The organism is Mucilaginibacter sp. P4_E8, from assembly GCF_056401495.1.
Genome location: NZ_JBFUJG010000040.1, coordinates 1 through 14714 on the forward strand (window position 1 = coordinate 1; position 14714 = coordinate 14714).

Sequence of the window (14714 nt, forward strand, 5' to 3'; positions counted from 1 at the left end):
CAATACCTTACTAATGAGCCTTCCAAACTCTAATTTCTATTTGATGTCACAGTTTAAAACAAGCGGTAAGGGATTTAATCGAGGCATAGGCCTTTAAGCCTGGCAATGACGATAATGAACCCTTACCGTTGTTAACTTTTTCCACAAAAATCAAGGTTATTAACAAAGAAAAAGAAGCAAAAAGAAAGCTTCAACAATAATAATAACCTATATTATTTTGTTGAAGCTAATCTAAAGGCAATGACGCGTATAGGTTACCTTTTTTCTTAACACTTAAATGGGTATGCGATTATGTCGCCTCATCTTGATGATAATGTAATTTACGTTGCAAACGTTAAACCATATTAAGCACTCGTCACAGACGAGCGAAGGTTAGTGTGTTATATTTTTCTTGATTCCTGACTCTTACAGTCCTGTATCTCCAAAAACCCTACTTCTTATCCTCCAAAACCACCCACCTGTTCACGGTATTAAATTCCCCTTCAATACAAACCTTATAAAATTTAGACGGCATGTTTTTAACATCTAACAAGGCATGTTCATTAGTAACAGGCACTTCAGCAAGTAATTGGTAATCATCTGGTTTGCCTTCCTTGAAATTATTGGCGGCAGCTACCCATATTTTTACTTTGCCTTTGGCGTCAAGGGCTTTCCAGTTTACATCCAGTGCACCCTGTATATAGTTGGCTTCGGGTTGAGCCACCGATACCGTACCGATCAGGGATATGCCATCCATCTCGTGTAGTTGGGCCGAAGGTACTTTTACATTTAAAAAACTGTTGATGGATGATGTAATATCAATAATACCCGGATAGTAATATTTAGCATAGTTATTAAGCGGTTTATAGCTGGTCACCATCCAGGTTGAGCGCTGGCGGGTGCTTTGACCGCCGTGGTCTTTTCCGTTTAGTTCACTACGGCCATGATCGGTGGTGATAAATATCAGCCAGTCTTCCTTAAAGTTTTTCTGGCGGTACTGTATAGACTGCCAGATGCGGCCAACCTGCGCGTCCATTTTTTCAATGGCATCATAATATTGTGGGCTATCGCCATACTTGTGCCCCATATCGTCGGTATACTCTAAATAAACCCACGACAAATCAGGCGCTTTATCTTTAATACAAATAGCAGCCGATGTGGCCACCTGCTCATCAATCAGGTGCATGTAATTACCCGCCTTATCATGCGGGAATTTTACAGTATCCAGTTCATAACCGTCAAAGGCATAATCAGGGTGGATATTACCAGCCTGGGGTAATCCATCGCCTATAAGTTTAGTTCGGTTATCTGTCCAGCTCGAAAAAACAGCCGTTTTCCCTTCTGGATAAGCATTCTTAAACATCCGGAACACATTCCAATAATTATAATTTGGCGCTTTAATATCGTTGCCCCAAACATTGTGTTTGTTTACCCAGGTAGCAGTAAGCAAACTATTATATCCATTGGCCGATATGGTTGGCGTTTGTGAGTAGCCTCCCTTTTCGCCACCAACATGCGCCCTGAGGTAGGCACCCTGCTTAGCTATCAGTTTCAGGTTTGGAGTGTTCAGCTTTTCAATCACGTCGGCAGGTATACCATCGGCAATAATAAAAACAGCTTTTTTAACACGGGTTTGAGCGTTTGCGCCAAAAGTTGCCAGTAACAGCAACGTAATTAAAGTTAATTTAACAGGGTTTTGCATTGTTTATAATATCAGTTGTACAAGATACTAAACTACCGTGTTTTAAAAATCATGGGGTTAATAAATTGTTATGTTTTGATGGGACTAAGGGACCATGAGATAAAAGACGAATGGACAAAAGACAAAGCCGTTCTCAGTTTATGCGATACGTGTCTGTATATCCCTTTATCTTTTGTCCATTCGTCCTTTGCCCTCCAATCCTTTTATCTTTTGTCCCTTAATCTCATAGTCTTTTGTCCTATAGTCCAATTGTCCATGATCTTTTGTCACTATTAAAATACTTGAAATTATATATAATAAAATGTGCTTTTATTTTTACCTTTTGTCTGCCGTTATCAGCTGCCGGATAAACGCTGTCACTGCCCGGAAAAAAGAACTTAAATTAACCAGTTAATTCATACTATAACCTATTACTATGAAAAAAATAATGTCGCGAGTAATCGTTCCTGTTTTTATGCTTGTAGCCGGATTCATGTTTACCGGTCTGCAGGCAAGCGCTCAAACTGAGAATTGGAAACCGGATGCAGGTTTTGAAAGCCTCTTTGACGGGACCACGCTCAACGGTTGGTGCTACCGGAGCAAGGAGGGTGACGTCACGGAAAAGTTCGACGGAAAGAAGGTGTCTTCTGACGGACGTTATTCTTCCGCTAACGGAATCATCACGGTAAACTATCCGGTAGGAGTAGAACGTAAAGTACAGCAGTCATGGACCCTGCGGGAGTTTCCTAAAAACTTCATTCTAAAGATCGAATTCCGTGCGTCCAAAAATGCAGATAGTGGCATTTTTCTGCGCGGGAAGCAGCTCCAATGCCGTGATTATCTCCTGGCCGGTCCCTATAAAGATTTGAAAAATTACCGGGCGCAGGACTGGAACACCATTATTGTCACGGTGAAAGATAATATTGCCCACTGTGAGTGCAACGGTGAGGTGCTCGAAGATGCACTGGTGCTACCCGCAACCGGTCCTATGGGGTTGGAAGGTGATCGCGGGCAGATGGAATATCGCCATATTCAAATAAAGGAGTTACCATAAGCTTGAACATAGATGGAATAGCCGTTACGCCATGCATTGCGCCGGTGACTATCCGGATTTCCTGCGACGGTTCATATTAAACAACATTTATACATATCGGAGGAGTTTGATTTTCCCCGCTACCCTTAAATCTGTTTATATTTACCGCCGCTTACCCAGGCTTATTTTATATATGGATCAACCAAACGCTGCTAATCAAACAAAATGGCTTTACCTCTTTATAGGCATGGCCGTTGTGGTAAACTTTAGCGGCTTATTTATCACCATCATAGGGCCCGATGGCAACCTGTATGCCACCATAGCCAAAAATATGGTGCAGCGTAACAATTATGCTGATCTGTTTGCCTGGGGTACCGACTGGCTGGATAAACCTCATTTTCCGTTTTGGGTTACCGCCTTGTTTTTTAAGTGTTTTGGTTTTACTACCTGGGCCTATAAGCTACCGGGTATTTTATTTGTGATGATGGGGGCTGCTTATACCTATCATTTAGCTAAAGCACTTTACAATAAACAAATAGCCCTATGGGCCGTGTTGATACTACTTACCGCCCAGCATATTGTACTCTCCAATAACGATGTACGTGCCGAACCTTATTTAACCGGACTGATCATTGCCGCGGTTTATCATTTTTATAAAGCGCATACCCGTAATAGTTTTTGGCAATTACTTTTTGCCAGTCTATTTACCGCTTGCGCCATCATGACCAAAGGGATGTTCACGCTGATCACTATCGGCGGTGCGGTGGTTGGGCACCTGATCATCACCCGGCAATGTAAGCAGCTTTTTCACTGGCGATGGTTATTGGCAGCGGTATTGATATTACTATTTATCATGCCCGAAATATGGTGTCTGTACCGGCAGTTTGATATGCACCCCGAAAAGGTGATGTTTGGGCGTACGGGCGTATCGGGTATCAAATTCTTTTTCTGGGATAGCCAGTTCGGTCGTTTTTTTAATACCGGCCCTATAAAAGGTAGCGGCGATCCCTCCTTTTTTATCCATACCACCTTATGGGCATTTTTACCCTGGTCGCTATTATTGTTTGTTGCTATATTCCAATTCATCAAAAAAGGCATCAAAAATGTGCAGGCTCACGAGTGGTATTGCCTCTGCGGATCGATGCTTACCTTCCTGCTTTTTTCGGCATCAAAGTTTCAGCTCCCGCATTATATAGTTATCGTATTTCCGTTTTTCGCCATCATCACAGCGCAATACCTTTATAATTTAACATCAGCCAAAAGCATTCAAGCTGTACGCGTTACCCAGGTTGTGGTTATTATATTGATGCTGGTTATCATAGGCATACTTCAATATTTTTATCAGCCCGAAACCTTAAACTGGCTTAAAGGGCTTATCATTTTAGCGGTATTACCGGCGCTGATATTTTTACCGGGCAAGATCTCTGCTGGTATTCAACAAACCGTATTCCGCACATTGTTAGCAGCATTTATTGTAAACCTGTACCTTAACCTGTGTTTTTACCCTTCGTTGTTACATTATCAGGCCGGCAGTGAGGCTGCTATGTGGATCAACAAAAATAATCCCCAAAAACTCCCGGTTTATATTGCAGATGGCATGTTTCACGACGATATGAATTTTTATCTGGATGCCCTGGTTACTGAAACCAGTCCTGATGGTTCGGGAACTATCCCATCCCCCGCCTTGCTTTATGCCAATACCGATATACTGCACAATTTTGCCGCCAGGGGCTGGAAATATAAGGTTATTAAAACATATAAACGGTACCCTGTGACCCGACTTAAACCCGCTTTTTTAGACAAGGCCACCCGTGATAAAGAATTATCAGAAATGCAGATTGTATTATTAAACCCCCTTCCTCCAAATATTAAATAAATAATTACCTTATCTGTAGCATAAATAATAGTAGTTCCGTAATATATTATAAACCACTTATTTATGACACCTAAAACCACTACACTAATAAGCCTTTTGCTTTTAATTTTTTCAACTGCCTGTAAAAAAAGTCCTGTTGAACCCATTGTTGGAAAAGACCTGGTGCTTACCGCCACGGAGCAGCAAAAAGTTACTGCCGATAATGCATTTACCCTTAAATTGTTTAAAGCAACCTTTAGCGGGACAGCTGATAATCAAAACCTTTTTATATCGCCATTAAGTGTAAGCATGGCTATTGGCATGACCAGCAATGGTAGCAACGGCCAAACGTTAGCGGCCATTAGGAACACGATGAATTTTAATGGTTTTACCGAAGACCAGGTTAACAGCTATTACCATACCTTGATCACGGAGTTGCCGCAATTAGATCCTAAAGCAACCGTTAAAATAGCCAACTCCATTTGGTACGCCAACACATTTACACCCTTGCCTGCCTTTTTGCAAACTAATACCACCAATTATAATGCTAAAATAGCGGGAGTTGACTTCAAATCTGCAGCTACTAAGGACCTGATCAACAGCTGGGTAAATGAACAAACCAATGGCAAGATCACCAAAATAGTTGACCAGATACCGTCTAATGCAGTGATGTATCTTATCAACGCCATATATTTTAAAAGCACCTGGAAAGATCGTTTTGATGCGGCTAAAACAAAGAAAGCCGATTTCCATCTGTCAACAGGGGGTATAGTTCAGGCTGATTTTATGAACAATGATCTGAATTGTAACGTCGGCATTGCAAGCGATGCAACAGCTATTGAACTTCCTTATGGCAACGGAAAATACAGTATGGTACTTGTGTCACCAAAGGAAGGTACATCTGTAAAGGATTATGTTGCAGGCCTTGATTCGGCAAAATGGAAAATATTAATGGCTGGTTTAGGGTCAAGTCATGCTATAATTAGTTTGCCTAAGTTTAAATTCAGCTATGAAATTATTCTGAACGATATATTAAGCAGCCTGGGTATGGCCAATGCATTTTCGGATTTTGCCGATTTTACCCGAATAAGCGCCACTGGCCTTAAAATTACCGAGGTTAAGCACAAAGCTTATGTTGATGTAAACGAAGATGGTACCGAAGCAGCGGCCGTTACTTCGGTAAGTGTTGGGTTAACATCGGCAGCTCCGTTTTCCTACGCATTTAACCGTCCATTCGTTTTCGCTATAAGAGAAATGAAAACAGGTCTGGTGCTATTTGCGGGGGTGGTGAATGACCCTACCTTAAGCGGGAACTAAAACATAAAACATTTGATAAAGCCCTCTCCTTTGGCTACTGTGTGTACACCGGTTGATATGCTCCGTTAGGAGCTACCTGTTTGTAGTAAAAAACCAAAAAGCGGGTTTGCTCCGTAGGTGCAACCCCTAATTAGCAGATAATCGCTTTTGTTATTAACGGGTAGCCTCTACGAGGCAAAGGGTATAAATATTTAAGTGCTACAAACAGGTAGCTCCTAACGGAGCATATTACCCTGTTGCGTGTTTTCAAGATATGTACATACAGTAGCTCCGAGGAAAAGAGTTGAGTGAGTTATCACTCTGATCTTAAACTTTTAACCGGGCTATCAAGCGCTGCCTTAATGGTTTGTACAGCTATTAAAATGGCCGTAACCAAAGTTAAGCCGGCTATGGCTATGATAAAAGGATTAAGGGTAATGGCGATCTTATAGGTATAATCATTAAGCCATTGGTTCATAATTAAATAAGCCACCGGGCAGGCTATTAACCCTGCAATTAATATCACACCTAAAAACTCCTTCATAAATAAACTGATGATACCGGCAACTGATGCCCCCAGCACTTTACGGATGCCTATCTCTTTAGTACGTTTTTGTATGCTCAATGATATTAAACCTAATACACCAAGCAGCACAATAATAATAGCAAGTATAGTAGCAATATATGATGCCTGCTTCAACTGCAACTCGCTTTGATAAATCTTTGCGAGCGCGTCATCAATAAAGCTATACTCAAACGGGGCGCCAGGCAAAACTTCGCCCCATTTTTTCTGTAGGGCCTGCAGGTTATGTTGCATATTACCAGGCTTTACCTTGATAGAAAAGAAGCGGTAATAGGTAGTATAGTTAACATTAAAAAAGGTGATAGGTTGTATGCGGCTCTGCATCGACCCGAAATGAAAGTCGGCCGTAACACCACAAATGGTAAAGGGGATATTAACCCCCGGGATCATAATACGTTGACCAATGGCATTCTCAGGGGTCGGGTAACCTAATGCTTTTGATGCTGTTTCGTTAATAACTACCTGGGCGGTATCGGCTACCATAAAAACCGGCTTAAAAAATGTACCTGCTTTTAACGGGATATTATAAGTAGCCGCGTATTGATTATCTGTAGCCAAATTCTGTGAAGTTATTGCCTGGGCCGGATTTGACCCTTGTTTGTATATAGGCGAATTACCTCCGTTACTACCATCGGGGATCTCCCATGACAACGTTATATTTTTCACCTCAGGCATTTGTGCCAGCTGTTCTTTGATGGATTCCATTTTTTGCACGCCTTTTACAGACCAGTCGCGGGGTAATTGGGCGTAGATCACATAATCGCGATTATAACCCAGATCTTTATTAAAAAACAGGCCTATCTGCTGCGAAATAATAATGGCACCTATAAATACAACAGCAGCTGTACCAAATTGAAATGCAACCAGCGTTTTGCGGAACAGTACGCTCTCCTTCACCGAATTGAGTTTGCCTTTCAGTGAGTCGACCGATTTTAGCGCTGATAATACCAGCGCCGGATAAATACCAGCCAGCACACCAACCAAAAGTGCGAATAAGAAAGGAACAGGTATAAAATAAACCGGGAACGAGAAAAGGCCGGTAATTTCCGTACCAAGCACGCTGCTGAAATATGGCCGGGCTATCATGAATATGATAAGTGCCAGCACAGTTGACAACATTACCAATAAAACCGACTCCGTTAAAAACTGCCAGATGAGCTGCTTACGTAAACCACCCAATACCTTGCGGATCCCCATCTCTTTCATACGACCCGACGATCGCCCGATACAAATATTTACAAAATTGATGACCGCCATCAGCAATATAAACAGGGCAATGCAACCCAGGGTATATATCATTTTTTTTACCAGGCCTCCACCGGCAATCAAATTATAATCATGAAGTGCCACTACCTGGGTAGTAAGATTTTTACTGATCTGTTCAGGCGCATTTTTTCGGGTTAGCTCCTTTATAGGTTTTTCAAGATCTTTAGGAGTTACTCCTTTTTGTAGTTCAATGTAGTTAACAATGTTTGTATTGTTCCAGCCATTCAGGTTGCGTTTAAAATATTTAGCGGCATTTGCTGTAAAAAAGAAACCTGAATTGATGCCAGCGTTAAGATTAGTTACCGAGTTGCGACGTGTTTTGGCCAATACACCGGTAATTAAAAAATCGTGTTTTTCGCCGCCAAAGCTTTCAAAGTTGAGGGTTTTGCCAATCACCTCGGTACGGCCAAAATATTTTTTAGCCATATCAGTCGTCAACACTACCGAAAAAGGGTCATTCAGCGCGGTGTTCACATCGCCCTGTAATAGCTTAAAACCATACATTTTAAGTAGCGTGCTATCGCCAAGTTGCAGGCTTTCCCGAAAATGCATCTCGCCCCTTGATACATTAGTGGTAACGGCATCAAAATGATAATAATTGGCTACCAGATTAGGATAGTTATCCCTTAATGTTTTAGGAAGCTGCGCTATGCTCCCTATTTCGTTACCCATGTTAGGATCTTTCCACTTGCTTAACAGTATATACTGGCTCTCTGAATTTTTAAGCTGGTGGTTTACCTGAAACTCATCCCATATATAAGCACCTATAAGTAAGGCGAACGCGATACCCACCGAAAGACCGAAAATATTGATGAGTGAGAAAACCTTGTTTTTCCAAAGATTTCTCCAGGCAAGTTTGATGTAATTACGCAGCATAGGTTTTTATTTTTAGTACTTATTGATAGGGCCAATATAAAGTACGTTAACATTTTTGATATTCAATATGCGGCTTTACTTATATTAACAAACTTTAACATCATATATAAAAGCCGCAAACGCTAACCCGAACAAGATTTTTACAATAAGCATAGCTGCTTATTACAGTATTACCCCGATATTGATGGATAAACCAATATACCTATCCATCATGATAAAAAAGACCCTTTATGCTTCACTGCTGATGCTTTGTCCGTTGATGTTGATGGCACAAACCGGTAAAGTTTATGACAATCTTTCGTTACCCAGTAAAATATTAAAAAGCGACCGTAAGTTTGCCATTTACCTGCCACCAGATTATGAAACATCGGGCCGCAGTTACCCGGTTTTATACCTGCTGCATGGCTCTGGCGACGATCAAACGGGCTGGGTGCAGTTTGGCGAAGTGCTGAATATTACCGACAAGGCTATTAATGCAGGTATGGCCACCCCAATGATCATTGTAATGCCTGATGCCAATACCGGCAGGCGTGGCTATTTTAATGATGTTAAAGGCGACTGGAACTATGAGGACTTCTTCTTCAAGGAATTGGTACCCTACGTTGAAAAAAAATACCGTGTAAAAGCCGATAAACATTACAGGGCCATCGCCGGGCTTTCTATGGGTGGCGGCGGAAGTTTTGTTTATGCACTGCATCACCCCGAAATGTTTTCGGCAGCCTGYCCGCTCAGTGCGTCAACCGGTCCGCTTAGTTTGGAGGATGCCAAAACACAGTTAACAAGAAGCAACCCTAACCTCCCCGACTCCGTTATTACTAAGTATTATAACACGCACAGTGTTTTGTATATGATGAATACAATGCCCGAGGAGCAGAAAAAAGCCGTACGCTGGTTTATTGATGATGGAGATGATGATTTTTTATATGAGGGAAACTGCATGGTACATATAGCTATGCGCAAAAAGGAGATCCCGCATGAGTTCCGGATTCGTGATGGCGCCCATAACTGGACCTACTGGCGCGCGTCCCTACCCAACGTACTTGAATTTGTATCGCAAAGTTTTCATCAATATTGATTTGGTTCATTGGTTCAATTGTTCATTGGTTAATTAGTGTTAAATTTAATATGATTGCTAAATCGGGCAAGTTACCAATGAACTACTGAACTAATGAACGAATACCAATGAGCTACTGAACTAATAATAAAAATATGGAACGTCGTAAATTTTTAATAAACACCGCGCTTACCGCAGGCTCTATTGCCTTGTTAGGTAAAAGAAGCTTCGCATCAATATTTGATGACCCTTACCAGTTCAAGCCCCTGCGCAATAACGTGGGTATATTCACCGAAAAGGGCGGCACTATTGCGTGGCTGGTGAATAAGGAAGGCATTGTAGTGGTTGATGCCGAGTTCCCTGAGCAGGCCACGCACCTTATTGGTGAGTTGAAAAAACAATCAGACAAGCCTTTTGAATGGCTTATTAACACCCATCATCACGGCGACCATACCGGCGGTAATATATCATTTAAAGGCTTGGCGAAAAATGTGGCTGCCCATGCCAATTCGCTTACCAACCAAAAGACATCTGCTGTTAAACAAAAAACCGAAGACAAGCAGCTATATCCTGATACTACCTATACCGACAACTGGAAAATTAAAGTGGGTGACGAACATATTACCGCGCATTACTTTGGCGCCGGCCATACCAATGGCGATAGCTTTATCCATTTTGAAAATGCCAACGTAGTGCATACCGGCGATCTGGTTTTTAACCGTCGTTACCCCTTTGTTGACCGTACAGCCGGTGCATCATGCAAAAGTTGGATAACCACATTGGAACAGGCGCAAAAACATTTTGACAAAAACACCCTGTTTGTATTTGGCCATGCCTTTGATCCGCAAAAGGTAACCGGTAATATAAACGATGTAAAGGCTATGCAGCACTTTATGGAAAGCCTGGTAACCTTTGTGGACAGCAGCATAAAAGCCGGCAAATCAAAAGAAGAGATTGTGGCAGCTAAAGCCATCCCCGGTGTAACCGAATGGCAGGGCGATGGCATTGACCGCGGATTGACAGCAGCTTACGAGGAATTGAGCGCATAGTCGCCAGCCCCCCGGCCCCCTAAAGGGGGAGCTTTTTGATTGGCTTGGCGAGATTACTCACCCGGCCTATACTCCGCTGGAGAGGGGGAGAAAACTTATCCAGGCGTTATTGTGAGGCACGATGCAATCCCGACTTACAGAGGGGCCTGTAAGCATAAAGATTGCTTCGTTCCTCGCAATGACGCTTTTTTATTTCCTTTTACTCTCCGCCGCAGGCGAAGAGAGGGATGGCGAGCGCAGCGATGCCAGGGTGAGTCAACTCACTATACTGATCATTATGCTAATCAAAAAACTCCCCCATTAGGGGGCTGGGAGGCCCGGGCCTAATGCAATACTTTAGGCCGTTCCTTTTTTACCGGATTTAAATAATTGTTATCGGCGAGCCAGTCGGCCATGCGCTGGGGCCAGGTATTGATGGATTGCAGTTTGGATCGGTTGCCCATATTAAAGCCATGATCGCCCTTTGTATACAAATGCAGCTCCACAGGTATTTTGGCAGCACGGTACCTGTCCAATAATTTTACTACAGATGGCGAACAACAGGCATCATCATTAGCAGCCAGTAAAAATACCGGCGGCGCATCAGCCGGCAATACATCAGGAATATATAGCGGTCCCGGGTAAATCTGTATTAAAAAACTGGGGCGGGCATTTAGCCTGTCAATTGGGTCGGGAGCATGCTGATCGCCTTTACCTTCCCCATAGGCCACCATATCCACCACTTCGCCACCGGCCGAAAAGCCCATCATACCAATGCGGTTGGTATCCAAACCATATTCGGCGGCTTTACTGCGCACCAGGCGCATGGCACGGTAACCATCCTGTTTGGCATGTACATCAATTTTATAGGGCGAAAGCGTATCGCGGCCCAGACGATATTTCAGCACAAAAACGGTGATGCCCAGGTTGCTTAAATATCTGGCTGGCTCCACACCTTCGGCAGTGTAAACCAGCAAGCGGTGGCCACCGCCGGGGCATACCACCACAGCTGCGCCGTTAGCCTTGCCCGCGGGTGGTGTAAAAACAGTAAGGGATGGGTTATGGATATTTTTCACCCAGTAATCTTTAGCCTGCTCGGGCTCATTACGGCGGTTCTCAAATCCGGGAGCTCCTTTTGGCCAAAGCGGTATCACCGTGGCATTATCCTGTGCCATTACACCAATTGGCACAATAAAAAGCAACAGATATAGATAAGTGGTTAGTTTTGTTTGCATAGCTAAATTTAGGTATTTTTAAATAACAGACTTATACTTCATATATACATCAGAGCAAAAAAGTCACATTAGAAAATGACTGCGGAATTACCTTAAACTTTAACTTAATTGGTATGTTTAATTAATGTCGCTGGTTTCATGAACCATCAACTATAATCCATAAACTAAAAATAAAATCTATGGCAAATTTTCAGGAAATTATAGCATCAGAAACGCCCGTACTGGTTGATTTTTCGGCCGAGTGGTGCGGTCCTTGTAAAATGATGCCACCCATACTTAAAGATGTAAAACACGCGCTTGGCGATAAAGTGACCATCCTTAAAATAGATATCGATAAAAACCCATCTGCTGCCAGCGCTTACCGGATACAAAGCGTCCCCACCCTGATGATTTTCCAAAAAGGACAAACCAAATGGCGGCAAAGCGGCGTGGTGCAAGCCAAACAATTACAGCAGGCAGTGGAGCAGTTTATTAGCCCCCTCTAAACGGCGCAGCCATCATGAACACAAAAAATAAATATAATAATGTGAATAATCTCCCCCTGAAAGGGGAGACTTTTGAATGTCCTGCTGCACTTTGAACAGTTTTACTTCCTCTCCTTTGGAGAGGGCCGGGGTGAGGCTATCTGCAAATCAGTAAAACATCCTTTTAAATCAGACGTTTAAATTAAACAGGTATGACATTTGGCTCAACCTATGTAAGTAACTTTAACGTGTCAAATATTAAAGCAATCCTATCATGGCAACTATCGAAAGCATCCAAAACGCGTATATTGATTATGTATTGACCGAAGGCATACAGCCTAAATCGGTTTATATTTTTGCCAAGCAAAACGAAATGACCGAGGCTGAGTTTTACCAGTTCTTCGGTTCGTTTGAAGCAGTTGAACAAAATATCTGGGCCGATTTTGCCAGGAAAACTTTAACTGAGATCAAATCGCAGGAAGTGTGGGCCCAATATGCCGCCCGCGAAAAAGCATTGTCGTTTTTTTACGGCTTTTTTGAACTGCTTAAAGGTAGCCGCAGCTTTGCGGTGTACACTATCAATAAACAGCCCCGGGGATTTTCGACACCGCGCGTTTTTGAACAGTTGAAAGATATTTATGAAAACTTTGCCGATGAGATCCTGAAAGAAGGCATTGAAACCGCCGAGCTTAGCGATCGCAAATTTTTCAGCAAGCGTTACAAGGATGCCTTGTGGATCCAATTTGTTTTTGTGCTTCACTTCTGGGTAAATGATAACTCTACCGGGTTCGAAAAAACAGACGAAGCCATTGAAAAAGGTGTTAACGTAACATTCGATCTGTTTCAGCGTTCGCCCATTGATAACCTGTTTGAGTATGGCAAGTTCCTGGTTAAAAACGGTGGCATAAAAGATAAGATGGGGTTCTAAAAATTAATTATGGCAGAAAAGAAAAAAGTCTCTCCGCCTGTTGGCGAAGAAGATTTAGAGGCGGCTCCCGAACAAAATAGCATACCAACCACAAAAGTTCAGCGTTCCACAAAGTTTATTAAAACAGGCGTAAAAATAGGCGGCAATTATATTAAACATTACTCCAAAAAACTGTTCAACCCTACTATGGACCGGTCTGAACTGAACGAGGATAATGCCACGGATATTTACCAGTCATTAAGCGAGCTAAAAGGCAGTGCCCTCAAAGTAGCGCAAATGCTCAGCATGGATAAAAACCTGTTGCCGCAGGCTTACGTTGATAAATTCACTCAATCGCAATATAACGCACCACCGCTTTCGGGGCCGCTTATTGTGCAAACATTTAAAAAATATTTCGGCAAAAATCCCGATCAGATCTTCGATAAGTTCAATATCCGCTCCACCAATGCCGCATCTATAGGTCAGGTTCATGAGGCTGAGTTAAACGGTAAAAAACTGGCAGTAAAGATCCAGTACCCCGGTGTGGCCGATTCCATATCATCAGATCTTAAACTGATCAAACCATTTGCTTTCAGGATGTTGGGCATGAGTGAAAAGGAACTGGATATTTATATGCGCGAGGTAGAGGAACGCCTGCTGGAAGAAACCGACTACGAGCTGGAAGTTCGCCGCTCCATCGAATTTTCAACCGCATGTGCCGATCTGAACCATGTTGTTTTCCCTAAATATTACCCAGAACTATCCAGCAAACGCATCATCACTATGGACTGGCTCGATGGTAAACACTTGCGCGAATTTCTGGCCACCAACCCCTCGCAGGAGCTGCGCAACCAAATTGGTCAAGCCTTATGGGATTTTTATAATTTTCAACAGCACGAACTGCGCGCCGTACATGCCGATCCGCATCCAGGCAATTTTATGATCACACCTGAGGGCAACTTAGGCGTAATTGATTTTGGCTGCATCAAAGAAATGCCCGAAGAGTTTTATTACCCCTTCTTCTCGCTCACCTCCACCAATCTGCTTGACAATAAGGAAGAAACTATCAAGGCTTTCCGTCAACTGGAAATGATATTACCAAATGATAGTCCGGCTCAAGTTGAGTTTTTTTATAGCCAGTATAAGGAAATGATAGAGCTGTTTGCCATGCCTTACATCAACAACCATTTTGATTTCAGCAAAACAACATTTTTTGACCAGCTCTACAAATTTGGCGAAAGACTATCAAAAATGCCCGAGTTTAAACACGCCCGCGGCGTAAAACATTTTATTTATGTGAACCGCACAAACTTTGGCCTGTATAATATACTGCACGAGTTAAAGGCCGATGTTAAAACGGATACCTTTAAACCGCATGTGGTGCTGGAGTATTAAGCCTCGCGTTCATTTTGGCAGGCATAGGTTTGTGGATGCTGATCCGTTTTTATAAAAGAAAA

General features: G+C 42.6%; 11 protein-coding genes. 8 read left to right on the forward strand and 3 right to left on the reverse strand.

Annotated elements, in window-relative coordinates:
• Positions 1-430: 430 nt before the first annotated feature.
• Entirely contained in the window at positions 431-1681 is a 1251-nt protein-coding gene (locus tag AC1DRQ_RS15790; RefSeq protein ID WP_477425626.1) for an alkaline phosphatase family protein, read from the reverse strand.
• 415 nt (positions 1682-2096) lie between these two features.
• Between AC1DRQ_RS15790 and AC1DRQ_RS15795 the strand changes: the two genes are divergently transcribed.
• From AC1DRQ_RS15795 to AC1DRQ_RS15805, 3 genes are all read left to right on the forward strand, one after another.
• Positions 2097-2714, forward strand: a complete 618-nt coding sequence (locus tag AC1DRQ_RS15795; protein ID WP_477425627.1) for a 3-keto-disaccharide hydrolase — start codon at positions 2097-2099, stop codon at positions 2712-2714.
• A 172-nt stretch (positions 2715-2886) separates the two neighbouring features.
• Positions 2887-4569, forward strand: a complete 1683-nt coding sequence (locus tag AC1DRQ_RS15800) for an ArnT family glycosyltransferase (protein ID WP_477425628.1) — start codon at positions 2887-2889, stop codon at positions 4567-4569.
• A gap of 63 nt (positions 4570-4632) precedes the next feature.
• Entirely contained in the window at positions 4633-5865 is a 1233-nt protein-coding gene (locus AC1DRQ_RS15805; protein ID WP_477425629.1) for a serpin family protein, read from the forward strand.
• 295 nt (positions 5866-6160) lie between these two features.
• On the opposite strand, the gene AC1DRQ_RS15810 is transcribed toward AC1DRQ_RS15805, so the two are convergent.
• Positions 6161-8569, reverse strand: coding sequence for an ABC transporter permease (locus AC1DRQ_RS15810; protein ID WP_477425630.1), 2409 nt, complete (start codon positions 8567-8569; stop codon positions 6161-6163).
• A gap of 211 nt (positions 8570-8780) precedes the next feature.
• Between AC1DRQ_RS15810 and AC1DRQ_RS15815 the strand changes: the two genes are divergently transcribed.
• Positions 8781-9644, forward strand: coding sequence for an alpha/beta hydrolase (locus tag AC1DRQ_RS15815; protein ID WP_477425631.1), 864 nt, complete (start codon positions 8781-8783; stop codon positions 9642-9644).
• A gap of 134 nt (positions 9645-9778) precedes the next feature.
• Positions 9779-10672, forward strand: coding sequence for an MBL fold metallo-hydrolase (locus AC1DRQ_RS15820; protein WP_477425632.1), 894 nt, complete (start codon positions 9779-9781; stop codon positions 10670-10672).
• Positions 10673-10995: 323 nt separating this feature from the next.
• On the opposite strand, the gene AC1DRQ_RS15825 is transcribed toward AC1DRQ_RS15820, so the two are convergent.
• Positions 10996-11886, reverse strand: coding sequence for an alpha/beta hydrolase (locus AC1DRQ_RS15825; RefSeq protein WP_477425633.1), 891 nt, complete (start codon positions 11884-11886; stop codon positions 10996-10998).
• 179 nt (positions 11887-12065) lie between these two features.
• On the opposite strand from AC1DRQ_RS15825, the gene trxA reads away from it, so the two are divergent.
• From trxA to AC1DRQ_RS15840, 3 genes are all read left to right on the forward strand, one after another.
• The gene (gene trxA, locus AC1DRQ_RS15830) at positions 12066-12371 is read left to right on the forward strand and encodes a thioredoxin (RefSeq protein WP_429400362.1); all 306 of its coding nucleotides are present in this window, start codon (positions 12066-12068) and stop codon (positions 12369-12371) included.
• Positions 12372-12624: 253 nt separating this feature from the next.
• Positions 12625-13278 (forward strand): TetR family transcriptional regulator C-terminal domain-containing protein, encoded by a 654-nt coding sequence (locus AC1DRQ_RS15835; protein WP_477425634.1) that lies wholly within the window; start codon positions 12625-12627, stop codon positions 13276-13278.
• 9 nt (positions 13279-13287) lie between these two features.
• Entirely contained in the window at positions 13288-14652 is a 1365-nt protein-coding gene (locus tag AC1DRQ_RS15840; RefSeq protein WP_477425635.1) for an ABC1 kinase family protein, read from the forward strand.
• The last annotated feature ends 62 nt before the right edge of the window (positions 14653-14714 follow it).